Genomic DNA, 23176 nt, shown 5'->3' with positions numbered 1-23176 from the left:
TCAGTCCGGGCGCACAACCCTGCCGGTCGCCAGATCGCGAATCACGCTCGGGTTCTTGCGCCCGCCCAGATTGCCACCCAGCACCAGATCCACCTGGCCACGGAAATACTGTTCGACGCGAATTCGCGTACGCGCCGCCGGGCGCCCCTGCGGGTTGGCCGACGTCGACACCAACGGCCCGACCAGCGCGCACAAGTCCCGCACCAGTGGGTGATCGCTGACCCGCAGCGCCACGGTTTCATGCACGCCGGTAATCCACTCCGGCAGCAGGTTCTGGTGCGGCACCAACCAGGTGTTCGGACCCGGCCAGGTGCTGGCCATGCGGTCCATCCACAACTCGGGGAAGTCTTCGAAGAGGAAATCGAACTGACGGATGTTGTCGGCGACCAGAATCAGCCCCTTGTCCACAGACCGGCCCTTGATCAGCAGCAGACGCTCCACCGCTTCCTCGTCCCACGGGTCGCAACCCAGGCCCCAGACTGCTTCGGTTGGGTAGGCAATCACCGCCCCGGCGCGAATTGCTTGCGCGGCTTGTTGCACACGCCAACTGTTGACCATGAAAAAACACTCCAGACTAAGGCTCTGCGCAGTTTACCGATCTTGTTTATAAAACCTAGCTCACCCGCGCAAACCAGCGCCCGCTTTCGCACACGGCGCGGCCATCCATTTCCAGTTCCGTCAGCGCCGCCAACACTTTCGGCAAGGCCCAGCCGCTTGCGTCGGCCAGCGCTTCACTGGTGTGAGGCGCGGCATGCAGCAGCTTCAGCAATGGATGGGGCGTTGCGGGGGTGCAGATTTCTGTGGATAACGGCAGTCGTTGCCAGCCGCGCAAGGCTTCGAGGATATGTTCGATGGTTTCCACCAGCACCGCACCGTCCCGGATCAACTGATGACAGCCGCGGGCGCCGGGGTGATGGATCGACCCGGGCATCGCAAACACCTCGCGCCCCTGTTCCGCCGCCAGCCTCGCGGTGATCAGTGAACCGCTGGCGACACTGGCTTCGACCACCAGCACCCCGAGAGACAAACCACTGATGATCCGGTTGCGCCGGGGGAAGTTGCCGGCGCTGGGCCCTGCATCCAGCGGAAACTCCGAAAGCACTGCGCTGCCCGTAGCGATCATGGCGTCCGCCAGACGTCTGTTTCGCTGTGGATAAAACTTCTCGAGCCCCGTACCGAGCACACCGACCGTTTGCCCGCCGACATCGAGCGCGGCCTGGTGCGCGGCAGCGTCAATGCCCAGGGCCAGACCGCTGGTAATGACAAAACCGGCACCTGCCAGGCTGCGGGAAAACGCGGCAGCGGTGTCCATCCCCGGCCGGGACGCGCGGCGGCTGCCGACCATCGCCAGTTGTGGTTTTTCCAGAATGCCCGGATCGCCCGCGACAAATAACAGCGGTGGTGCATCGCTGATTTGTGCCAGCAGGGCGGGGTAGTCCGGTTGGTCCCACATCAGTAAATGCTGGGCCGGATGCTCCAGCCAGGCCAATGCATGACTGGCGCCGTCACGGATCTCAGTGCTACGCCTGGCCTCGGAACAGGCCAATGGCAAACCCAGCGCGCGCCAGGCACTGGCTGGCGCACTGAGGGCTTTGGATGCCGAGCCGAAGGCTTCGAGCAATTTCTTGAAACGCGCCGGGCCGAGTTCCGGCAAACGATGCAGACGTAAACGAGCGTCCAGTTCCGCAGGGGAAACCGGTGTAACAGTAGGCAGCGACATGGATCATCCTTGATCGTAATAAGCACCCGTACAAACGGGAATAAGCTGTGGATAACTCTGTTGGTAACTTGTGAAGCAGTCTTACGGATTTCGCACCTTGTCCATCACCGACAGCGAACGCGAAGCACTCAGCACCAGCCCATAACTGAGTTTGTCGTAGGTACGGAAAACCATCAGCAGACCGGCGCGCTCATCGGGAATTTTCAAAGGCTGACCGGTGATCCGGTCACGCACGGTTTCGCCGGTCTTCATCACCGCCAGCAGATTGCCTTCGGCCAGGCCGTCGCGCTGCCCCTTGTTCAGCGTAACCACGTCCAACTCGCCGATCTGCGTGACCCCACGCGGAACATCGATGATCAAACCGTTGATATCGTGGCTCGGTGCACTGGGCGTGAAGTTCGAGTTGATCACGTGCTCTTCACCGCTGAACAAGCGATCGCCGATACGGACCTCCTGGGTCGTGCGTTGCAACTCCAGGGTGGCGACGTCGCCTTCGGTCGCAACGACCTCACCGCTGCCGATGTCGTCGGCGTTGATCCCAAGAATCTCCTTGCTCTGCGGATCGATGTAGACCTTGCCTTGGCGGAAGATGCCGTACGCCGGTTGCGCCGGATCGAAATGGCCGCGGGCAAAGATGCGGTCACCCGCGCCGCTGAGCACGCGTTCGGCATTGCCAGCGACGATGTAAGGCGCTTTGTCGAAATCCTCGGCCTTGTCGACGATACGATTGCTTAGTAGAAAGCTGTTGATCGATTTCAGCGCAATGCCAGGGATAGCCTCGGTCACCGGGCTGCTACGCACCTGAGGCGACAGCTTTATGGTGGGAATATCTTCCCGAAGTTGCACTTGCCCGTACGCCAGACCGGCCGAAGCCAGGAGCAGCAGGGCGAGTAGTGATTTCCTCATGCGGTGAATCCCTTTATTATGTGCATTCGCGTGAAACGCCAGAGCCGTCAGAGGCTCACTCCCTGCTTGCTTATCAAGACTTGCTTGTCAACAAAAGGGAACTACGTTTTACAACGGTAGCCTGCATCTTCGGACCGCCAGGCCATCGACCCGACCTTACTTCACACGTGCACTAATCAAGCTTATGGCCATTTTAAACATCCTCGAATTCCCTGATCCGCGTCTGCGCACTATCGCCAAACCAGTGGCCGTAGTGGACGACGAAGTGCGTCAGTTGGTCGACGACATGTTTGAAACAATGTATGAAGCGCCTGGCATCGGCCTCGCCGCTACCCAGGTCAACGTGCACAAACGTATCGTCGTGATGGACCTCTCCGAAGACCGCAGCGAACCACGAGTGTTCATCAACCCCGAGTTCGAACCGCTGACCGACGAGATGGGCCAGTATCAAGAAGGCTGCCTGTCTGTGCCGGGTTTCTACGAAAACGTCGATCGCCCGCAACGGGTCAAGGTCAAAGCGCTGGACCGCGACGGCCAGCCTTACGAACTGATCGCCGAAGATTTGCTCGCCGTGTGCATCCAGCACGAATGCGACCACCTCAACGGCAAATTGTTCGTTGATTACCTGTCCACGCTCAAACGCGACCGCATCAAGAAGAAACTGGAAAAGCTTCATCGCCAGAACGCCTGATGCCCATCTTCAAAGGCTTGCTGCGGCAAGCCTTTTTCTTTTCAAGATGCTTTGCAATAGAGAACACCCATGACTGAGCCACTGCGCATCGTCTTTGCCGGCACCCCCGAATTCGCCGCCGAACACCTCAAGGCCCTGCTCGACAGCCCTTACGAGATCGTCGCGGTCTACACCCAGCCGGATCGTCCGGCCGGTCGCGGGCAAAAACTGATGCCAAGCCCGGTCAAGCAGCTGGCGCTGGAAAACAATATCCCGGTGCTGCAACCGCCGACCCTGCGCAACGAAGATGCTCAGGCTGAACTGGCTGCACTGAAGCCGGACTTGATGGTGGTGGTCGCCTATGGCCTGATCCTGCCGCAAGTGGTGCTGGATATTCCGCGCCTGGGTTGCATCAACAGCCACGCCTCGCTGCTGCCACGCTGGCGTGGTGCGGCGCCGATCCAGCGCGCCGTGGAAGCGGGGGACGCCGAAAGCGGCGTGACCGTGATGCGCATGGAAGCCGGTCTCGATACCGGGCCGATGCTGCTCAAGGTCACCACGCCGATCAGCGCCGAAGACACCGGCGGCAGCCTGCATGATCGCCTGGCCGAAATGGGCCCGCCGGCCGTGGTCCAGGCGATTGCCGGCCTCGCCGCCGGAACCCTGGAGGGCGAAGTGCAGGACGACAGCCTCGCTACCTATGCGCACAAATTGAACAAGGACGAAGCACGCATCGACTGGAGTCGCCCGGCGGGTGAGCTGGAGCGTCTGGTCCGTGCCTTCAACCCGTGGCCGATCACCCACAGCACCTTGAACGGCGAAGCCCTGAAAGTGCTGGCCGCAAACCTCGCTGAAGGCAAAGGCGCCCCGGGTGAAATCCTTAGCGCCAGCAAGGACGGCCTGATCGTCGCCTGCGGCGAGCAGGCCTTGTGCCTGACCCGTCTGCAATTGCCCGGCGGCAAGGCGCTGAACTTCAGCGACCTGTTCAACAGCCGTCGTGAGAAATTCGCCACCGGCACTGTCCTCGGTCAAACGGCGGACGCTCAATGAACCCGCGTCTGGCCGCCGCCAAGGCACTTGCCGCTGTCCTGAGCGGCAAAGCCTCGCTCAACAGTTCGCTGCCAACGCAGATGGACAAGGTCGAGGACCGTGATCGCGGCTTTACCCAGGACCTGGCGTTCGGGACCGCGCGCTGGCAGCCACGCTTGTCGGCACTGGCGGCCAAGCTGCTGCAGAAACCGTTCAAGGCCGCCGACGCCGATGTCGAGGCGCTGTTGCTGGTCGGTCTCTATCAGCTGCTCTACACCCGCGTCCCGGCCCATGCCGCCATTGGTGAAACCGTCGGTTGCGCCGACAAGCTGAAAAAACCCTGGGCCAAGGCATTGCTCAACGCTGTGTTGCGTAATGCTCAGCGCGAAAGCGAAACGATTTTCGCCGAGCTGGAACGTGATCCGGTGGTGCGCACCGCTCACCCACGCTGGCTGCAGAAATCCCTGAAGGCGTTCTGGCCGGAGCAATGGGAAGCCATTTGCGCGGCGAACAATGCGCATCCGCCAATGATCCTGCGGGTCAACCGTCGCCATCACAGCCGGGATGCCTACCTCGGCTTGCTGACTGACGCGGGAATTGCCGCCACGTCGTGTGTCTACAGCCGCGACGGTATTGTGCTCGACGCCGCCGCCGATGTGCGCAGCCTGCCGGGTTTCGCCGAGGGCTGGATCAGCGTGCAGGACGAAGCCGCACAACTGGCTGCCGATCTGCTCGACCTCGCGCCGGGCCAACGGGTGCTGGACGCTTGCTGTGCGCCAGGTGGCAAGACCTGCCATATTCTCGAAGCCGAGCCAAAGCTGGCCGGTGTCGTGGCGGTAGACCTTGAGGCCAAGCGGCTGGTGCGGGTGCGGGAAAACCTCGAACGCCTGCAACTGAGCGCCGAACTGATTGCCGCCGACGGCCGCGATACTCAAGCGTGGTGGGACGGCAAGCCGTTCCAGCGCATCCTGCTGGACGCGCCATGTTCGGCCACCGGCGTGATTCGTCGTCACCCGGACATCAAGCTGACCCGCCAACCCGATGACATCGCCGCGCTGGCGCTGCTGCAGGGCGAGTTGCTCGATGCCATGTGGAAAACCCTGGAAGTGGGCGGCATCCTGCTGTACGCCACTTGTTCCACGTTGCCGACCGAGAACACCGAAGTCATCGAAGCCTTCCTCGCCCGCACGCCGGGCGCCCGGGAACTGGACCTCGCCACGGCGGCCGGCATCAAGCAGCCCCATGGTCGCCAGTTACTGGCCCAGGAAGGTGGCCACGATGGCTTCTACTACGCCAAGCTGATCAAGATCGCCGCCGCGCGCGGTTAAATGGATTCAATGGAGTGACTGGATGAAAATCATCATCCTCGGTGCAGGGCAGGTCGGCGGTTCGCTGGCGGAACACCTGGCCAGCGAAGCCAACGATATTACTGTGGTCGACACTGATGGCGAGCGCCTGCGCGATCTCGGTGACCGCCTGGACATCCGCACGGTACAAGGTCGCGGCTCGTTCCCGACCGTGTTGCGCCAGGCCGGAGCGGATGACGCCGACATGCTGGTCGCGGTGACCAACAGCGACGAAACCAACATGGTCGCCTGTCAGGTCGCCCACACCCTGTTCCACACCCCGACCAAGATCGCCCGGGTTCGCGAAGCCGCGTACCTGACCCGCGAGGAGCAGTTGTTCCAGAACGAAGCGATTCCGGTGGACGTGCTGATCAGCCCGGAACAAGTGGTCACCAACTACATCAAGCGCCTGATCCAGCATCCCGGCGCCTTGCAGGTGATCGACTTCGCCGAAGGCAAGGCGCAACTGGTGGCGGTTCGGGCGTACTACGGCGGGCCGCTGGTGGGCCAGCAACTGCGGCAGTTGCGTGAGCACATGCCGAACGTGGAAACCCGTGTAGCGGCGATTTTCCGTCGTGACCGGCCGATCCTGCCCCAGGGCGACACGGTGATCGAGGCCGACGACGAGGTGTTTTTCATCGCCGCCAAAGCGAACATTCGCGCAGTCATGAGCGAAATGCGTCGTCTCGACGAAACCTATAAACGCATCGTCATCGCCGGTGGCGGACAGATTGGCGAGCGTCTGGCCGAGGCCATCGAAAGCCGTTATCAGGTGAAAATCATCGAGATGAACCCGGCACGCTGCCGTCATCTCTCCGACACACTGGACAGCACAGTGGTGTTGCAGGGCAGTGCTTCGGACCGCGACCTGTTGATGGAAGAGAACATTGCCGACGCCGACCTTTTCCTGGCCCTGACCAACGACGACGAAGCCAACATCATGTCGTCGCTGCTGGCCAAACGCCTGGGCGCGAAGAAGGTGATGACCATCATCAACAACCCGGCCTATGTCGATCTGATCCAGGGCGGCGACATCGACATCGCCATCAGCCCGCAACTGGCGACCATCGGCACCTTGCTGGCCCACGTGCGCCGCGGCGACATCGTCAGCGTGCATTCGTTGCGCCGGGGCGCGGCAGAGGCCATCGAGGCGATTGCCCATGGCGATTCGAAATCGAGCAAGGTGATCGGCAAGGCCATCGAGAACATCGGCCTGCCGCCAGGCACCACCATTGGTGCGATTATCCGCGACGAAGAAGTGATCATCGCCCACGACGACACTGTGATCGAAGCGGGTGACCATGTGATTTTGTTCCTTGTGGATAAAAAGCATATTCGCGATGTGGAGAAGTTGTTCCATGTGGGGTTGAGCTTCTTCTGATCCGGATTTTGCAGGGTTGGGTCAGGCCTCTTCGCGAGCAAGCCCGCTCCCACAGGGACCAATGTGGGAGCGGGCTTGCTCGCGAATGCGGTCTCACGCCAACAAATCAACCGCTGACACAGCGCAAAAGGAATCCACTGATGATCGAATCCCTGGAAAAAATGCTCGCCAAGGGTGTGGATAACGCTTTGCTGCGCTTCGGCCTGGGCAAGGGTTATCTGGATCTGGGGGAGAACGCCAAGGCTGCGGAGCATTTCCAACGCTGCGTCGAATTCGATCCGAAGTATTCGGCGGCTTGGAAACTACTGGGCAAGGCCCATCTGGCGCTGGCGGACTTTACGGCCGCGCGGCAGGCCTGGGAGCAAGGCCTGGAAGCCGCTCGCGGCCATGGCGACAAGCAGGCAGAGAAGGAAATGACGGTGTTCCTGAAGAAGCTTGACCGTCAGGCGCACGCAGGCCAATAAAGATCAAAAGATCGCAGCCTTCGGCAGCTCCTACGGGGTGTACACCGAGCCTTTGTAGGAGCTGGCGAAGCCTGCGATCTTTTGATTTTTTGCATCAATACCAGCGAGCTTCGCCCGGCGGACGCTTCTTGAAGCGCTTCATGCTCCACATGTACTGGCTCGGATAGGCCCCGACATATCGCTCGACCACTTTACTCATGGCCGCACAGGACTCGGCGGTATCGGTGCTGTACATGGCTTCGGGCGCGGCTTCCAGGATCACTTTGTAGCCAGAACCGTCCGGCAGACGCAACGCATGCAGGAACACGCCGACCGCTTTGCCGCCCGCGAGCATGTTCGGCACAAACTTGCTGGTCAGCGCCTGGGTGGCGAAGAACGGCACGAAGATCCCGGCGGATTCGGACGGTTCCGGGTCAGCGGGAATGCCCACTGCACCACCTTTGCGCACTTCCTTGATGACGCTGAGGATGCCTTCTTTTGTGGAAGCGGCGACCTTGTTACCCAACTGCACCCGCTGCTTTTGCAGCAACTCATCCACCGCCTTCAACTTCGGCGGGCGGTAGAAAATGATCGGTTTGCACTGGCTGCAATAGAAGTGGTTCAGCACTTCCCAGTTGCCCAGGTGGCTGGTGATGCCGACCACGCCTTTGCCGGAGGCGAGGGCGTCCTTCAATATGTCGAGGCCCTCGACCTCGCGCACCAGGTCGATGGAGCGCTGGGCCGGCCAGATCCAGGCGCAGGCGCTTTCGGTCAGGGACTTGCCGATGTCCTTCAGGCTCTGGCCCACCAGGCGTTCACGCTCGGCAGGGTCCATGTCCGGAAAGCACTTGGACAGATTGATCCGTACCACGTCGCGGGAACGGTTCGGGGTTTTCCACATGACCCAGCCAATCGCCGAGCCCACGGCTTGCACGGCCCGCCACGGAAGCAGGGCAAACAACCGCAGAGCGCCTACCAGCAAGGCGCCTTTCAACTTATCCACAGGTCACTCCTGATCTTGTGCTGTGCGCGAGGCGGCCATTCTAACCGCCGTTCGCCAACTGCGCGTAGCGGTCGCAGTCCCGGGTGTGATCCATGACCATGCCCGAAGCCTGCATCAACGCGTAGCAAATGGTCGGCCCGACGAACGTGAAACCGGCCTTTTTCAGGCCTTTGCTCATTTCCACGGCGGTCGGCGTCACGGCCGGGACTTCGCTGCGATCCTTGAAATGATTGATCACAGGCACGCCACCGACGAACGACCAGAGAAACGCCACCGGGTCCTCCAGCGCCAGCCAGGCCTGAGCATTGCGCCGGGCCGCGTTGAGCTTGAGGCGGTTGCGGATGATCCCCGGATCGAGCATCAACTCGTCGATTTCGGCATCGCTCATCTGCGCCACGCGCTGGACATCAAACCCGAACATCACCTGGCGATAATGCTCGCGTTTGCGCAACACAGTGATCCAGGACAGCCCGGCCTGGAACCCTTCGAGCAAAAGCAACTCGAACAAACCCTGCGCATCGCGTAGCGGCGTGCCCCACTCCTGATCGTGATATGCCATGTACAGCGGATCTTCGGAACACCAAAAGCAGCGTGGCATAAGGCTCCAGGGGGCGTGCGCAGCAATGAATCGGGTATACTCCCGCTCTTTAAATCGCAGCCCAAGAAACAGGTGAATTTCGTGAGCCAGCCTACGCCAGCCGTGCGTACCTTCCAAGACTTGATCCTCGCCCTCCAGCAATACTGGGCCGAGCAAGGTTGTGTGGTACTTCAGCCCTACGATATGGAAGTAGGCGCCGGCACTTTCCACACCGCAACGTTCCTGCGCGCCATCGGCCCGGAAACCTGGAACGCTGCCTACGTGCAGCCAAGCCGCCGTCCGACTGACGGCCGCTACGGCGAAAACCCGAATCGTCTGCAGCACTACTACCAGTTCCAGGTGGTCCTGAAGCCGAACCCGGACAACTTCCAGGAACTGTACCTGGGCTCCCTCAAGCACGTCGGCCTGGACCCGCTGGTCCACGACATCCGTTTCGTCGAAGACAACTGGGAATCGCCGACCCTCGGCGCCTGGGGTCTGGGCTGGGAAGTCTGGCTCAACGGCATGGAAGTGACCCAGTTCACCTACTTCCAGCAAGCGGGCGGCATCGAGTGCTACCCGGTGACCGGCGAGATCACCTACGGTCTCGAGCGTCTGGCCATGTACCTGCAAGGCGTGGACTCGGTCTACGACCTGGTCTGGGCTGACGGTCCGTTCGGCAAAGTGACCTACGGCGACGTGTTCCACCAGAACGAAGTGGAGCAGTCGACCTACAACTTCGAACACGCCAACGTCGACAAACTGTTCGAACTGTTCGATTTCTACGAAAGCGAAGCCAAGCGCCTGATCGAACTCGACCAGCCGCTGCCGTTGCCGAGCTACGAAATGGTGTTGAAGGCGTCCCACACCTTCAACCTGCTGGATGCGCGTCGGGCGATTTCCGTGACTGCGCGTCAGCAATACATCCTGCGTGTACGCACCCTGGCGCGTTCCGTTGCGCAAGCCTACCTGCAGGCTCGCGCCAAGCTGGGCTTCCCGATGGCGACCCCGGACCTGCGTGATGAAGTACTGGCCAAGCTGGAGGCTGCACAATGAGTGCTCTGGATTTTCTGGTTGAACTGGGCACTGAAGAACTGCCACCCAAAGCCCTGAACACCCTGGCCGAGGCGTTCCTCGCCGGTATCGACAAGGGCCTGCAAGCCGCCGGCCTGAACTACGAGAGCAAAACCGTTTATGCCGCCCCGCGCCGCCTGGCCGTGCTGATCACTGCACTGGCCACTCAGCAGCCGGATCGCAGCATCAACCTCGACGGCCCGCCGCGTCAGGCCGCGTTCGATGCCGAAGGCAACCCGACCCAGGCAGCACTGGGCTTTGCCAAGAAGTGCGGCGTCGACCTGAGCGAAATCGATCAGAGCGGCCCGAAACTGCGCTACAGCCAGAGCATCGCCGGCAAGGCGACCGCGAGCCTGCTGCCGACCATCGTCGAAGATTCCCTGAACGACCTGCCGATCCCGAAACGCATGCGTTGGGGCGCGCGCAAGGAAGAATTCGTTCGTCCAACCCAATGGCTGGTGATGCTGCTCGGTGACCAGGTCATCGATTGCACCATTCTCGCCCAGAAGGCCGGCCGCGACTCCCGTGGTCACCGCTTCCATCACCCGGAAAACGTGCGCATCGGTTCGCCGTCCAGCTACCTGGCCGACCTGCGTGCCGCCTACGTTCTGGCCGACGCCAACGAGCGTCGCGAGATCATCAGCAAGCGCACCGAAGAGCTGGCCACCCGTCAGGAAGGCACGGCAATCGTTCCGCCAGCCCTGCTCGATGAAGTGACCGCGTTGGTCGAATGGCCGGTGCCGCTGGTGTGCTCGTTCGAGGAACGCTTCCTCGACGTGCCGCAAGAAGCCCTGATCACCACCATGCAGGACAACCAGAAGTACTTCTGCCTGCTGGATGCCGACGGCAAGTTGCTGCCACGGTTCATTACCGTGGCCAACATCGAGAGCAAAGACCCACAGCAGATCATCGCCGGTAACGAGAAAGTGGTTCGCCCACGCCTGACCGACGCCGAGTTCTTCTTCAAGCAAGACAAGAAGCAGAAGCTCGAAGACTTCAACCTGCGCCTGCAGAACGTGGTGTTCCAGGAAAAACTCGGCAGCGTCTACGACAAGGCCGAGCGCGTTTCCAAACTCGCCGCCTACATCGCAGCGCGCATTGGCGGCAACGCTTCGTGGGCAGCCCGTGCGGGCCTGCTGTCCAAGTGCGACCTGTCGACCGAAATGGTCGGCGAGTTCCCGGAGATGCAAGGTGTCGCCGGTTACTACTACGCCCTCAACGATGGCGAGCCGGAAGATGTCGCACTGGCGCTGAACGAGCAATACATGCCGCGCGGTGCTGGCGCTGAACTGCCGGGCACCCTGACCGGTGCGGCCGTGGCCATCGCCGACAAGCTCGACACCCTCGTGGGCATCTTCGGTATCGGCATGCTGCCGACCGGCAGCAAAGACCCGTACGCCCTGCGCCGTGCCGCACTGGGCGTGTTGCGCATCCTGATCGAGAAACAACTGGATCTGGACCTGAACGACGCCGTGGCCTTCGCTGTGAATGCGTTCGGGACCAAGGTCAAGGCTGCCGGCCTCAATGAATCGGTGCTGGAGTTCATCTTCGACCGCCTGCGTGCCCGTTACGAAGACGAAGGTGTCGACGTTGCGACCTACCTGTCGGTACGTGCCCTGAAGCCGGGTTCGGCCCTGGACTTCGACCAGCGCGTACAAGCGGTACAGGCCTTCCGCAAATTGCCGGAAGCCGCTGCCCTGGCCGCGGTGAACAAGCGCGTGTCGAACCTGCTGAGCAAGGTCGAAGGCTCGGTGCCTACCGTCGTGGAAGCCAAGTACTTCGACAATGCCAACGAGTTCTCCCTGTACTCGGCGATCCAGCAGGCTGACCAGGCTGTACAGCCAATGGCCGCCTCGCGTCAGTACAGCGAATCCCTGGCACGCCTGGCTGCACTGCGCGAGCCGGTGGATGCGTTCTTCGAAGCCGTGATGGTCAACGCGGAGGACGCAAAAGTCCGCGCCAACCGTTATGCGTTGCTGGCGCGTCTGCGTGGTTTGTTCCTCGGCGTTGCCGACATTTCGCTGCTGGGTTGAGGGATTGCTGTTGAAACTGCTGATTCTCGATCGGGACGGAGTGATCAATTACGACTCCGACGCTTACATCAAGTCGGTGGAGGAGTGGATTCCACTCCCCGGTTCGATCGAAGCCATCGCGCAGTTGAGCAAGGCCGGCTGGACGGTAGCGGTCGCTACCAACCAGTCGGGCATCGCTCGCGGCTATTACGACCTTGCCAACCTGGATGCCATGCACGAGCGCTTGCGCGCGCTGGTGGCGGAGCAGGGCGGTGAGGTCGGGCTGATCGTCTACTGCCCGCACGGGCCGGACGAAGGCTGCGATTGCCGCAAGCCGAAACCCGGGATGTTGAAAACCATCGCCGCTCATTACAACGTGTCGCTGACCAATCTCTGGTTCGTCGGCGACAGCCTTGGTGACCTGGAAGCCGCCAAAGCCGTCGATTCACAGCCAGTTTTGGTAAAGACCGGGAAAGGCGAAAAGACTTTGGGTAAAACCCTTCCGGTTGGCACATTGATTTTTGACGATCTGGCGGCGATTGCCGCAGAACTTATCCACAATGAGAGTGCTTCTGATATTTCCTGATAAAGGATTGATCAGGAGTGCGCTTTATACAGGCGGGTATTGCCCGCAACGGTAAACGTCACCATGTCGATACTGCAGGCCATCAGAACCTTCCTCTTTTACCTGCTGCTGGGCACCAGCTCCTTGCTGTGGTGCAGCCTGAGTTTTTTTATCGCGCCGTTTCTGCCCTTCAAGGCACGTTACCGCTTTATCAACGTGTATTGGTGCCGCTGCGCCTTGTGGCTGAGCAAGGTGTTTCTGGGCATTCGCTACGAAGTGAAGGGTGCCGAGAACGTACCTGAACGGCCTTGCGTCATTCAGTCAAACCACCAGAGCACCTGGGAGACGTTCTTTCTCTCGGCCTACTTCTCGCCGTTGAGCCAGGTGCTCAAACGTGAATTGCTCTATGTGCCGTTCTTCGGTTGGGCCATGGCCATGCTGCGACCGATCGCCATCGATCGCGGCAACCCGAAAGCCGCGCTCAAGCATGTGGCGCAAAAAGGTGATGAGTTGCTCAAGGACAATGTCTGGGTGCTGATCTTCCCCGAAGGAACGCGCGTTCCTTTCGGCACCGTCGGAAAGTTCTCGCGCGGTGGCAGCGCCTTGGCGGTCAACGCCGAATTGCCGGTGCTGCCGATTGCACACAACGCAGGCAAGTTCTGGCCGAAAACCGGTTGGGCGAAGAAGCAGGGTGTCATCACTGTGATCATTGGCGAACCGATGTATGCCGCAGGCACCGGACCGCGAGCCATTGCCGAATTGAACGACCGGGTTCAGGCGTGGAACGAGCAGATGCAACGGGAAATGGGCTCGCTGCCACCAGCTCCGCAAGCGCCGGTTTCAAACGATCAGGTGGCTGTCTGAGATTCTGTGGATAACCTGTGTACCGTTTCATTGAAAAACGTCGTTATTTGTACGTAACTTTATGATTTTTTTACATATTTCTCAGAGAGATAAAAACCATAAAAACGTGCATAAGTTTTTTTCGGACGTAAAAAAGCCGGCTGATATAGCCGGTTTTTTATGCCCGGAACAATCGCAGACTGTCGACATGACAGGGCGACTTGGGTCGCTCGCTTTCATTCTGTAAACAGCGGAAATTGCAGCCTGAATGTCGTGCCCCGCCCCATCTCGCTCTGACACTCGATTCGCCCGCCGTGCCGATCCACTACGGCTTTGACCATCGATAATCCCAACCCCACGCCATCGATACCCTGTGCGGAAGAAAAACGCCGGTATTGGCTGAACAGTTCGGGTAACTCCTCAGCAGCGATGCCTTTGCCCTGATCGATGAGCTCACAGATCAGCCAGCCGTCACGTTGACTGACGCGCAAACGGATGCGAGTACCTGAAACACTGTACTTGATGGCATTTTCCAGCAGATTGAACAACGCCCGGGTCAGCAACGCCTGATCCGCCAGAACCAGACTTTCCTGTGCCTCATCTTCCACTTGATGAACCAGTTCGATCTGTTTCAGCTGCGCAATGGGCAGCGCCTGATCGAACACATCCAGCACCAGCATCGCAAACAGGCTCGGCTGAAACTGATAAGCCTCGGACTCGGCCCTCGCCAATTGAACGAAACCATCAGTCAATTCCAGGGCCCGGCGTACCTGTAGCTCGATTTGATCAAAGAGTTGCGAATCACCGCCCACCTGATGGCGGTGGACGTCGAGCAACGCGAGGATGGCCGAATGAGGCGCCCGCAGGTCGTGAGACAGGAACCGCAACAGGACCGCGCGCTGTTCCTCCGCATCGCGCTCCACACTCAAATCAGTCAGGTTCCATAGCCAGCCAACCGGAATATCACCGTCTACCGGCAACAACCCGGCACGCTCCAGACGCAAGCTGCGTTCCTTGAGGTCGCGAAACTCCAGCAGCGGCAGTGTCGATAAAGACAAGCCAGGCCCACGGCTCATATCCGGATAACCGAGCTGTTTAAGTCGCCCGAGTACATCATCGCCGACCAGATCCCCGCCAAACAGGTCGCGAGCCTTGCGGTTTCCGAGGAGAATCTGCCCCTGGGGATCGCTGATCAACGTGGCCACCGGCAAGTACTCCAGGGCATCGGCGATGAATCGGTGGGTATCGCGGGTCAGGCTCATGGCTTGTTCCAACGCCATGATTTGCTTCTGCAAATGGTCATCACCGGGATACTGGGCACGACGGCGCTCCGGAAACACTTTTGGCTCACTGTCCAGCCGCGCCAATTCCCAACCGAAATAGGTCAGCACCACACTGAGGCGCCGCCAGTTCCAGATCAGATAACCAAACAGCATCCCCAGCACCGCAGGCGTCGGTGACCACCACCAGCGCTTGAACTCAGCAAGGCCGGCACTGGTCAGCAACGCACAAGCCATCCCCGTGAGCGTCAGCCAGAGCGCCAGGCGCGGGCGCCACAGCAATAACCCGAGTACGCACATCACCAGACCAAGGGAAAGCCATGCGCTAAAGCCTGGGGATGCATCGCCCAAGTTGATTTGCGCGCGATAGGACAGCAACGTCGTCAGCGGCAATAGCACAAGACTTATCCACAACCACTCGCGCACCAATTGTCGAAACAATCGCTGTACCTGGCTTGGCTCTCGGCTTTCGCGGTGACGTTGGTCAAACATGGCCAACAGGGCAGGGCGGGGTGAATGGTTTCATGATTCCTACGCCTGAGGTTTCGACTCAAAGAATCATAGCGGACGCCGCGACCAACGGCGGGCCGCTTGCTTTCACTGTTTCGATTGAGCCGCTATGGTCGATAAAGAGCTGCCCAAGCGACAAGGAATCACCCTGTATGCGCGTAGCGATTCTGGACGATGAGCCCGCCGAACTGCGCCGGGTCGAACAAACCCTGCAACAGATGGCCGAAGCCGGAGAGCAGCCATGGTCGCTGTACAGCTTCGAACGGGGCGAAGAACTGCTACGCCAACTGCGTCGGGAAACCTTCGACCTGCTGATCCTCGACTGGCAACTGCCCGACCTCACGGGTTTGTCATTGCTGCTCTGGACCCGCGAACACATGGAAGCACCGCCTGCGGCAATCATGCTCACCAGTCGTGACGGCGAAAGCGATATCGTTCAGGCCCTGAATGCCGGCGCCGATGACTACGTCAGCAAACCATTCCGCCCCAATGAACTGAAAGCCCGTGTTGCCGCAGTCCTGCGCCGACATGCTCAGCAGCGCGCGTCTGCCGAAGGGTTGAGCTTCAATGACCTGGTTTTCGACGACGCCGAACTGACCATCACTCGCGACGGCAAACCAATCGTCATGACCGAACGCGAATACCGCCTGGCGCATTGCCTGTTCAGCAACCTCGGTCGCCCGCTGTCGCGGGATTACCTGTACGAACGATTCTGGCCCCATGAAGAATTGTCGTCGTCACGGCCGCTGGACACTCACATCTATCGTCTGCGCAACAAGCTTGGCCTGACGGCGGATCGCGGTTGGCAGTTGCTGACGATTTATGGGTATGGGTATCGGTTGGAGAGTGTGGCGTCGGCGAGCGAGTGAAACGCAGGATCGAGTAGGAGGCGGGGTTGCCCCCGCCGTCCTCTCACACCACCGTACGTACGGTTCCGTATACGGCGGTTCCTGCCTACTGACAAACAACGTCAGCGAGCTTGGTTCCGTTGATGTGTCGCCTGCGGTATCTAAGCGCCCAGACCGGCCCTCGGAGCTTCCGGCTCCTACCTCCTAATGGTCTTGACCTCCGCTACGCGGAGTTTCTGCTTTACGCTCCAACAGAGATCACACCCGACTATCCACTCATGGCAGGTTCAGCCCTTCATTACTCCGGTTTCGAGCAACTACTACGGCCTCTGCTGACTTCTGTCGCCCATCCCGTCATCTCGCGACGCCGGTAGCACATGGCAGGCTAAACAGATCTCCCAGGGTAATTCGCGCGACCTTCCTGCTTATGCCTGTCGGATCTACGTCACAGCGTTCCGTGCAAGTATTGGGCTTTGAAGATATTGGCCTTCTTACCCCGCTGCGCCGCCTCTATCCGCTTCCTGTTCGTCAGGCCAGCATTTTGCCTCGGGCTTCCTTCAGATTCGCAGTCGCCCGCGACACCCTTGCCTCTGGCTAACACTTCCCCTTGCCGGGTGTGTAGAGGACTTACACCTCCAAGTCACCAGCGAGGCCACCACAGCCAAGCTGGTTGCGCTTCGCGCAACGCGCCATGCCTGGCGCACCAATAAAAAAGGCCAATGCAAATGCATTGGCCTTTTCGTTGGCATCGACCGGGATCAGAAGTCCAGGTTGGACACCGCCAGGGCGTTGCTTTCGATGAAGTCACGGCGAGGTTCGACCGCATCACCCATCAGGGTGTTGAAGATCTGGTCCGCGCCAATGGCGTCTTCGATGGTCACTTTGAGCATCCGGCGCTGGCTTGGGTCCATGGTGGTTTCCCACAGCTGATCCGGGTTCATTTCGCCCAGACCTTTGTATCGCTGGATGGTGTGACGCTTGGTGCTTTCAGCCATCAGCCATTCAAGGGCTTCCTTGAACTCGGTCACCGGCTTCTTGCGCTCGCCACGCTGGATGTACGCGCCGTCGTCCAGCAGGGTGCTCAGTTGAGCGCCTAGCGAAACGACAGTCTTGTAATCGTTACTGCCGAAGAAGTCGCGGTTGAAGGTGACGTAGTTCGACAGGCCGTGGGAGATCAGTTCGACCTCTGGCAGCCAGACGTTACGTTCACGGTCTTCACGCAGGCTGGCTTTGTAAACCAGGCCGGACTTCTCTACGGTGCGCAAGCGAACTTCGTACTGAGCCAGCCAATCCTGCATTGCTGCGTGATCGGACAGTTGCTCCATGCTCACCGCTGGCAGGTAGATGAAGTGCTCGGTCAGCTCCTGTGGGTACAGGCGCGACAGACGCTTGAGGGTCTTCATCACCAGACGGAAGTCATTCACCAGACGCTCAAGCGCTTCACCAGAGATACCAGGTGCTTCTTCGTTCAGGTGCAGGCTCGCATCTTCCAGGGCCGACTGTGTCATGTACTCTTCCATGGCGTCGTCGTCTTTGATGTATTGCTCCTGCTTGCCTTTCTTGACCTTATACAGCGGTGGCTGAGCGATGTAGATGTAGCCGCGTTCGATCAGCTCCGGCAACTGACGGAAGAAGAAGGTCAGCAGCAGGGTACGGATGTGCGAACCGTCGACGTCAGCATCGGTCATGATGATGATGTTGTGGTAACGCAGCTTGTCGATATTGTACTCGTCGCGGCCGATGCCGCAGCCCAGCGCGGTAATCAAGGTGCCTACTTCTTGCGAAGAGATCATCTTGTCGAAGCGCGCCTTCTCGACGTTCAGGATCTTGCCCTTCAGCGGCAGGATGGCCTGGGTCCGACGGTTACGCCCCTGCTTGGCGGAGCCGCCAGCAGAGTCACCTTCCACGAGGTACAGTTCGGAAAGGGCAGGGTCTTTTTCCTGGCAGTCAGCCAGTTTGCCCGGCAGGCCGGCGATATCCAGCGCGCCTTTACGACGGGTCATTTCACGGGCTTTACGCGCCGCTTCACGGGCGCGGGCCGCGTCGATCATCTTGCCGACGACCAGCTTGGCTTCGTTCGGGTTTTCCAGCAGGAAGTCGGAGAAGTACTTGCCCATTTCCTGTTCGACCGCGGTCTTCACTTCGGAAGAAACCAGCTTGTCTTTGGTCTGGGAGCTGAACTTCGGATCCGGTACTTTCACCGAAATGATCGCGGTCAGGCCTTCACGGGCATCGTCACCGGTGGTCGCGACTTTGTGTTTCTTCGCCAGACCTTCGGCTTCGATGTAGGTATTCAGGTTACGCGTCAGTGCGGAACGGAAACCCACCAGGTGAGTACCGCCATCGCGCTGTGGAATGTTGTTGGTGAAACACAACAGGTTCTCGTTGAAACTGTCGTTCCACTGCAGGGCGATTTCCACGCCAATGCCGTCTTCGCGCTGAATGTTGAAGTGAAACACCTGGTTGACCGCAGTCTTGTTGGTGTTCAGGTATTCAACGAACGCTCGCAGGCCGCCTTCGTACTTGAACAACTCTTCCTTGCCGCTGCGCTCATCCTTGAGGACGATGCCGACACCGGAGTTGAGGAAGGACAGTTCACGAATCCGCTTGGCCAGGATGTCCCAGCTGAAGTGGATGTTCTTGAACGTCTCGGCCGATGGCTTGAAGTGAATCTGGGTGCCAGTGGTTTCACTCTCACCAACGATTTTCATCGGCTCTTGTGGAACACCGTGGACGTAAGTCTGTTCCCAGATTTTGCCGCTGCGGCGCACCGTAAGAACAAGCTCTTTGGACAGTGCGTTCACCACCGACACACCTACACCGTGCAGGCCACCGGATACTTTGTAGGAGTTGTCGTCGAACTTACCGCCGGCATGCAGTACGGTCATGATGACCTCGGCTGCCGAAACACCTTCTTCTTTGTGCACGTCTACCGGGATGCCACGACCGTTGTCACGAACGGTGATGGACTCATCCGGGTGAATGATGATGCTGATGTCGTCGCAGTGGCCGGCGAGAGCTTCGTCGATCGAGTTATCGACCACTTCGAACACCATGTGGTGCAGACCGCTGCCATCGTCGGTGTCACCAATGTACATACCGGGACGTTTGCGTACGGCATCCAGGCCTTTCAGCACTTTAATGCTCGTTGAGTCGTACGTATTTTCTTCGCTCAATGCCTTCACTCCCGATGGTCGTGGGTCTGGGTGATACGGCCCTGTTCCACGTGGAACAGAGCGACTGGCGTTTCCGTCTGCCAGCCTTCCCTCAATAATTCGTGATCTACACAGGTGATAAAGACCTGGCAGCGTAAGTCTTCCAACAAGCGGCAAAGCGCGCGACGGTGGTGCTCGTCCAGTTCGGACGGCAAATCATCCACCAGATAAATACACTGACCGCGTCGAGCCTGGCTGACCAGGTGCCCTTGGGCAATCCGTAATGCGCAAACCACCAACTTCTGCTGGCCACGGGACAAGATGTCCGCAGCGTTATGCGCGCCCAGTCTGAGCCGCAAATCAGCACGTTGTGGTCCGGCCTGGGTATGCCCAATTTGCTGGTCCCGCTGCAGAGACCCGGCGAGCACAGCACTCAGTTCACGGTCCTTGTCCCAGCCGCGGTAATAGCTGAGCGTCAAGCCTTCAAGCTCAACCAGTTCGCTCAAGGTTTGTTCAAAGACTGGTTTCAAGGCTTTGATATAAGCGCGGCGGTATTCATCAATTTCAGCGCTGGCCTGGCACAGTTCCCTGTCCCAAACCGCTTGCGAAACGGCGTCAAGTGTACCATGCCGCAGCCAAGAGTTTCTCTGGCGCAGGGCCTTCTGCAAGCGCTGCCAGGTTGACATGAAGCGCGGTTCCACGTGGAACACACCCCAGTCGAGAAACTGCCGGCGAATCTTCGGCGCACCTTCCAGCAAGCGGAAGCTGTCTGGGTTGATCAGTTGCAGGGGCAGGATTTCGGCCAGTTGCGCGGCACTGCGCGCATTCTGCCCATCGATACGGATCTGGAATTCGCCTTGTCGATCCCGTGAGATGCCCAAGGCGCTATGCCCACCCTCCGCCAGTTCAACCTGACCAAAGACCGTGCACGCCAGCTGTTCGTATTGAATGACCGGCAACAGACGGGTGCTGCGAAACGAACGGGCAAGCCCCAGCAGATGGATGGCTTCCAGAACACTGGTTTTGCCGCTGCCGTTGGCGCCGTAAAGAATATTGATGCGGGGGGAGGGGGAGAAGGTCACCGGGTGCAGATTGCGCACCGCGGTGACCGAGACGCGACTTAAGGACATCTAGCTTCTGCTGAGCATGATTACAGACGCATCGGCATGACAACGTAGGCCGAGTCGTCGTTATCCGATTCCTGCACCAGCGCGCTGCTGTTGGAGTCGGACAGGATCAGACGAACCTGCTCGGTGGTCATCACGCCCAGTACGTCGAGCAGGTAGCTCACGTTGAAGCCGATTTCCAGGGAGCCGCCGTTGTATTCAACACCCACTTCTTCTTCCGCTTCTTCCTGCTCCGGGTTATTTGCCTGGATCTTCAGCTGACCGCTGGCCAGTTGCAGACGGATACCACGGTACTTCTCGTTGGACAGAATCGCGGTACGGCTGAACGCTTCGCGCAGAGCCTGGCGATCGCCAAGTACCAGCTTGTCGCCGCCTTTAGGCAGAACACGCTCGTAGTCCGGGAATTTGCCGTCGACCAGTTTCGAGGTGAAGGTGAACTCACCGGTGGTGGCGCGGATGTGGTGCTGACCCAGCACGATGCTGACATTGCCGTCCGGCTCGGTGAGCAGGCGTGCCAGTTCGAGGATGCCTTTGCGCGGCACGATGACCTGGTGACGATCCGGCTGACCGATATCGGCCTGCATCGAGCACATGGCCAGACGGTGACCGTCGGTGGCCACGGCGCGGATCACGCCAGCGGACACTTCCAGCAGCATACCGTTGAGGTAGTAGCGCACGTCCTGCTGGGCCATGGCGAAGCTGGTGCGTTCGATCAGACGACGCAGCTTGCTTTGCTCCAGGCTGCAGGTCAGCGAGCCCGGGCCCTCTTCCACGGTAGGGAAGTCGTTGGCCGGCAGTGTCGACAGGGTGAAGCGGCTACGGCCAGCCTTGACCACAAGCTTCTGCTCGTCGACCTTGATGTCGATCAGCGCATCGTTCGGCAGGCTTTTGCAGATGTCCATCAGCTTGCGCGCTGGCACGGTGATGGAACCCGGATCCGCCGGCTCTTCGAGTTGAACACGACCGACCAGCTCGACTTCCAGGTCGGTACCGGTCAGCGACAATTGCTGGCCTTCGACAACCAGCAGCACGTTGGAAAGTACCGGCAAGGTCTGTCGGCGTTCGACGACGCCTGCGACCAGTTGCAGGGGTTTCAACAGGGCTTCGCGTTGAATGGTGAAATGCATGGTCTAGTCCCTTGCCTTAATAAGCTGCGCTGGTGTTCATCAAGTGGTCAGCGTACGCAGCAGGTTCTTGTAGTCCTCGCGGATGTCCGCGTCGGATTCCTTAAGTTCGTTGATCTTGCGGCACGCGTGCAAGACCGTTGTATGGTCGCGACCGCCAAACACATCGCCGATTTCCGGCAAGCTGTGGTTGGTCAGTTCCTTGGACAACGCCATGGCGACCTGACGCGGACGAGCGACCGAACGCGAACGGCGTTTGGACAGCAAGTCGGAGATCTTGATCTTGTAGTACTCGGCGACAGTGCGCTGAATGTTATCCACAGAGACCAGTTTATCCTGCAACGCCAACAAGTCCTTAAGGGATTCGCGAATCAGCTCGATGGTGATATCACGGCCCATGAAGTGCGAGTGGGCGATCACGCGTTTGAGCGCGCCTTCCAGCTCACGGACGTTGGAGCGAATGCGTTGGGCAATGAAGAACGCGGCGTCGTGCGGCAGCTCGACTTTGGCCTGATCGGCCTTCTTCATCAGGATCGCCACGCGGGTTTCCAGCTCCGGCGGCTCGACCGCTACGGTCAGGCCCCAGCCAAAGCGGGATTTGAGGCGTTCTTCAAGGCCTTCGATTTCCTTCGGGTAGCGGTCACTGGTGAGAATGACTTGCTGGCCACCTTCAAGCAGGGCGTTGAAGGTGTGGAAAAACTCTTCCTGGGAACGTTCCTTGCGGGCGAAGAACTGAATGTCATCGATCAGCAACGCATCCACCGAACGGTAGAAACGTTTGAACTCGTTGATAGCGTTCAGTTGCAGGGCCTTGACCATGTCCGCCACGAAACGCTCGGAATGCAGGTACACCACCTTGGCATTCGGGTTCTTCTTTAATAGGTGGTTACCCACAGCATGCATCAAGTGGGTTTTACCCAGGCCGACGCCGCCATAAAGGAAGAGCGGGTTGTAACCGTGCTTTGGGTTGTCTGCCACCTGCCAGGCGGCAGCGCGCGCCAACTGGTTGGATTTACCTTCAACGAAATTCTCAAAGGTAAAGGTGCGGTTCAGGTAACTGGTGTGCTTGAGCGCACCTTCGACCTGCACGGTACGTTGCTCGGCGCGAACCGGGGCCTGTTGCGAACTGGCACCGGCCATTGGGTCGAAGCTGTCACGGGAAGGTTCTTCCTCGGTGACCTCAGCCATTTTTTGCGTCGCACGCTTGGTCGACGCGGCGGCAGGTGCCTGTGGCGGACTGGCGGGCGCTTGAGCAGCCTGGGCCTGGGAAGCCGCGGCAGCCAGGGGCGCATTGGGCGCGGCACGGGGTGCCGAACTGCGTTTGCTGCCTATTAATAAGGAAAGCGCAGGCGCCATGCCATTGCCGTGTTCATCGAGCAATTCGAGAACACGCCCCAGGTACTTTTCGTTGACCCAGTCCAGAACAAAACGATTGGGCGCATAGACACGCAACTCGTCGCCTTCGGCTTCGACCTGTAGTGGACGGATCCAAGTGTTGAATTGTTGGGCAGGCAGCTCATCGCGCAAAAGCTCCACGCACTGCTGCCAAAGTTCCACTGACAC

At 59.6% G+C, this 23176-nt stretch carries 20 protein-coding genes; 10 read left to right on the top strand and 10 right to left on the bottom strand.

The window, feature by feature from the left end:
• From tsaC to AC3IT9_RS00090, 3 genes are all read right to left on the bottom strand, one after another.
• Entirely contained in the window at window positions 1-558 is a 558-nt protein-coding gene (gene tsaC, locus AC3IT9_RS00100; RefSeq protein ID WP_347909892.1) for an L-threonylcarbamoyladenylate synthase type 1 TsaC, read from the bottom strand.
• A gap of 55 nt (window positions 559-613) precedes the next feature.
• Window positions 614-1720 carry a DNA-processing protein DprA gene (gene dprA, locus AC3IT9_RS00095; RefSeq protein ID WP_150753761.1) on the bottom strand — a complete coding sequence of 369 codons (1107 nt, stop codon included), beginning with the start codon at window positions 1718-1720 and terminating at the stop codon, window positions 614-616.
• 81 nt (window positions 1721-1801) lie between these two features.
• Entirely contained in the window at window positions 1802-2626 is an 825-nt protein-coding gene (locus AC3IT9_RS00090; protein ID WP_489271592.1) for a peptidoglycan-binding protein, read from the bottom strand.
• Window positions 2627-2810: 184 nt separating this feature from the next.
• On the opposite strand from AC3IT9_RS00090, the gene def reads away from it, so the two are divergent.
• The 5 genes from def (at window position 2811) to AC3IT9_RS00065 (ending at window position 7516) form a co-directional block, all read left to right on the top strand.
• Window positions 2811-3317, top strand: coding sequence for a peptide deformylase (gene def, locus AC3IT9_RS00085; RefSeq protein ID WP_008045730.1), 507 nt, complete (start codon window positions 2811-2813; stop codon window positions 3315-3317).
• A 69-nt stretch (window positions 3318-3386) separates the two neighbouring features.
• A complete protein-coding gene (gene fmt / locus AC3IT9_RS00080; protein ID WP_489271590.1) occupies window positions 3387-4346 on the top strand; it encodes a methionyl-tRNA formyltransferase in 960 nt (319 codons plus the stop codon).
• A complete protein-coding gene (gene rsmB, locus AC3IT9_RS00075; protein WP_489271589.1) occupies window positions 4343-5653 on the top strand; it encodes a 16S rRNA (cytosine(967)-C(5))-methyltransferase RsmB in 1311 nt (436 codons plus the stop codon). Before fmt ends, rsmB begins: the two co-directional genes overlap by 4 nt.
• A gap of 22 nt (window positions 5654-5675) precedes the next feature.
• Complete coding sequence (gene trkA, locus AC3IT9_RS00070; RefSeq protein ID WP_150728128.1) at window positions 5676-7052, top strand: Trk system potassium transporter TrkA; 1377 nt, start codon at window positions 5676-5678, stop codon at window positions 7050-7052.
• Between the two features lie 137 nt (window positions 7053-7189).
• Window positions 7190-7516, top strand: a complete 327-nt coding sequence (locus tag AC3IT9_RS00065) for a tetratricopeptide repeat protein (protein ID WP_191624901.1) — start codon at window positions 7190-7192, stop codon at window positions 7514-7516.
• Window positions 7517-7610: 94 nt separating this feature from the next.
• Here the strand turns inward: AC3IT9_RS00065 and AC3IT9_RS00060 are convergent, their stop codons facing one another.
• Complete coding sequence (locus AC3IT9_RS00060; RefSeq protein ID WP_150753766.1) at window positions 7611-8498, bottom strand: lysophospholipid acyltransferase; 888 nt, start codon at window positions 8496-8498, stop codon at window positions 7611-7613.
• Between the two features lie 40 nt (window positions 8499-8538).
• Window positions 8539-9096 (bottom strand): DNA-3-methyladenine glycosylase I, encoded by a 558-nt coding sequence (locus AC3IT9_RS00055; RefSeq protein ID WP_150728125.1) that lies wholly within the window; start codon window positions 9094-9096, stop codon window positions 8539-8541.
• An 81-nt stretch (window positions 9097-9177) separates the two neighbouring features.
• Between AC3IT9_RS00055 and glyQ the strand changes: the two genes are divergently transcribed.
• The 4 genes from glyQ to AC3IT9_RS00035 all read left to right on the top strand — a co-directional run bounded on the left by glyQ (window position 9178) and on the right by AC3IT9_RS00035 (window position 13590).
• The gene (gene glyQ, locus AC3IT9_RS00050) at window positions 9178-10131 is read left to right on the top strand and encodes a glycine--tRNA ligase subunit alpha (protein ID WP_122512032.1); all 954 of its coding nucleotides are present in this window, start codon (window positions 9178-9180) and stop codon (window positions 10129-10131) included.
• On the top strand, window positions 10128-12182 hold the full coding sequence (glyS, locus tag AC3IT9_RS00045) for a glycine--tRNA ligase subunit beta (protein ID WP_489271588.1): 2055 nt from the start codon (window positions 10128-10130) through the stop codon (window positions 12180-12182). Before glyQ ends, glyS begins: the two co-directional genes overlap by 4 nt.
• A gap of 4 nt (window positions 12183-12186) precedes the next feature.
• The gene (gmhB, locus tag AC3IT9_RS00040; protein WP_489271586.1) at window positions 12187-12747 is read left to right on the top strand and encodes a D-glycero-beta-D-manno-heptose 1,7-bisphosphate 7-phosphatase; all 561 of its coding nucleotides are present in this window, start codon (window positions 12187-12189) and stop codon (window positions 12745-12747) included.
• A 63-nt stretch (window positions 12748-12810) separates the two neighbouring features.
• Window positions 12811-13590, top strand: coding sequence for a lysophospholipid acyltransferase family protein (locus AC3IT9_RS00035; RefSeq protein WP_150728122.1), 780 nt, complete (start codon window positions 12811-12813; stop codon window positions 13588-13590).
• Window positions 13591-13805: 215 nt separating this feature from the next.
• Here AC3IT9_RS00035 and AC3IT9_RS00030 read toward each other — a convergent pair whose 3' ends face one another.
• Complete coding sequence (locus AC3IT9_RS00030) at window positions 13806-15341, bottom strand: sensor histidine kinase (RefSeq protein ID WP_489271584.1); 1536 nt, start codon at window positions 15339-15341, stop codon at window positions 13806-13808.
• Window positions 15342-15511: 170 nt separating this feature from the next.
• Between AC3IT9_RS00030 and AC3IT9_RS00025 the strand changes: the two genes are divergently transcribed.
• Entirely contained in the window at window positions 15512-16228 is a 717-nt protein-coding gene (locus AC3IT9_RS00025; RefSeq protein WP_489271582.1) for a response regulator transcription factor, read from the top strand.
• 737 nt (window positions 16229-16965) lie between these two features.
• Here AC3IT9_RS00025 and gyrB read toward each other — a convergent pair.
• The 4 genes from gyrB to dnaA are packed head-to-tail and all read right to left on the bottom strand — an operon-like array spanning window position 16966 to window position 23176.
• The gene (gyrB, locus tag AC3IT9_RS00020) at window positions 16966-19383 is read right to left on the bottom strand and encodes a DNA topoisomerase (ATP-hydrolyzing) subunit B (RefSeq protein WP_057397325.1); all 2418 of its coding nucleotides are present in this window, start codon (window positions 19381-19383) and stop codon (window positions 16966-16968) included.
• Between the two features lie 5 nt (window positions 19384-19388).
• Window positions 19389-20492 carry a DNA replication/repair protein RecF gene (gene recF / locus AC3IT9_RS00015; protein WP_223590165.1) on the bottom strand — a complete coding sequence of 368 codons (1104 nt, stop codon included), beginning with the start codon at window positions 20490-20492 and terminating at the stop codon, window positions 19389-19391.
• A 20-nt stretch (window positions 20493-20512) separates the two neighbouring features.
• Window positions 20513-21616, bottom strand: a complete 1104-nt coding sequence (gene dnaN, locus AC3IT9_RS00010; protein ID WP_007969885.1) for a DNA polymerase III subunit beta — start codon at window positions 21614-21616, stop codon at window positions 20513-20515.
• 39 nt (window positions 21617-21655) lie between these two features.
• Entirely contained in the window at window positions 21656-23176 is a 1521-nt protein-coding gene (gene dnaA / locus AC3IT9_RS00005) for a chromosomal replication initiator protein DnaA (RefSeq protein WP_489271580.1), read from the bottom strand.

It is taken from the genome of Pseudomonas sp. KH_046_1 (genome assembly GCF_057839025.1).
Note: the sequence above shows the minus strand (reverse complement) of the source record. Positions and strands in the feature narration are given on the sequence as shown.

Bases quoted from the DNA above. Each gene is read 5' to 3' on its own strand.
- AC3IT9_RS00035 (WP_150728122.1), top strand. From the start codon at position 12,811: ATGTCGATACTGCAGGCCATCAGAACCTTCCTCTTTTACCTGCTGCTG.
- glyS (WP_489271588.1), top strand. From the start codon at position 10,128: ATGAGTGCTCTGGATTTTCTGGTTGAACTGGGCACTGAAGAACTGCCA.
- dnaN (WP_007969885.1), bottom strand. From the start codon at position 21,616: ATGCATTTCACCATTCAACGCGAAGCCCTGTTGAAACCCCTGCAACTG.
- AC3IT9_RS00025 (WP_489271582.1), top strand. From the start codon at position 15,512: ATGCGCGTAGCGATTCTGGACGATGAGCCCGCCGAACTGCGCCGGGTC.
- AC3IT9_RS00090 (WP_489271592.1), bottom strand. From the start codon at position 2,626: ATGAGGAAATCACTACTCGCCCTGCTGCTCCTGGCTTCGGCCGGTCTG.
- AC3IT9_RS00030 (WP_489271584.1), bottom strand. From the start codon at position 15,341: ATGTTTGACCAACGTCACCGCGAAAGCCGAGAGCCAAGCCAGGTACAG.
- dprA (WP_150753761.1), bottom strand. From the start codon at position 1,720: ATGTCGCTGCCTACTGTTACACCGGTTTCCCCTGCGGAACTGGACGCT.
- fmt (WP_489271590.1), top strand. From the start codon at position 3,387: ATGACTGAGCCACTGCGCATCGTCTTTGCCGGCACCCCCGAATTCGCC.
- AC3IT9_RS00055 (WP_150728125.1), bottom strand. From the start codon at position 9,096: ATGCCACGCTGCTTTTGGTGTTCCGAAGATCCGCTGTACATGGCATAT.
- rsmB (WP_489271589.1), top strand. From the start codon at position 4,343: ATGAACCCGCGTCTGGCCGCCGCCAAGGCACTTGCCGCTGTCCTGAGC.
- tsaC (WP_347909892.1), bottom strand. From the start codon at position 558: ATGGTCAACAGTTGGCGTGTGCAACAAGCCGCGCAAGCAATTCGCGCC.
- trkA (WP_150728128.1), top strand. From the start codon at position 5,676: ATGAAAATCATCATCCTCGGTGCAGGGCAGGTCGGCGGTTCGCTGGCG.
- recF (WP_223590165.1), bottom strand. From the start codon at position 20,492: ATGTCCTTAAGTCGCGTCTCGGTCACCGCGGTGCGCAATCTGCACCCG.
- def (WP_008045730.1), top strand. From the start codon at position 2,811: ATGGCCATTTTAAACATCCTCGAATTCCCTGATCCGCGTCTGCGCACT.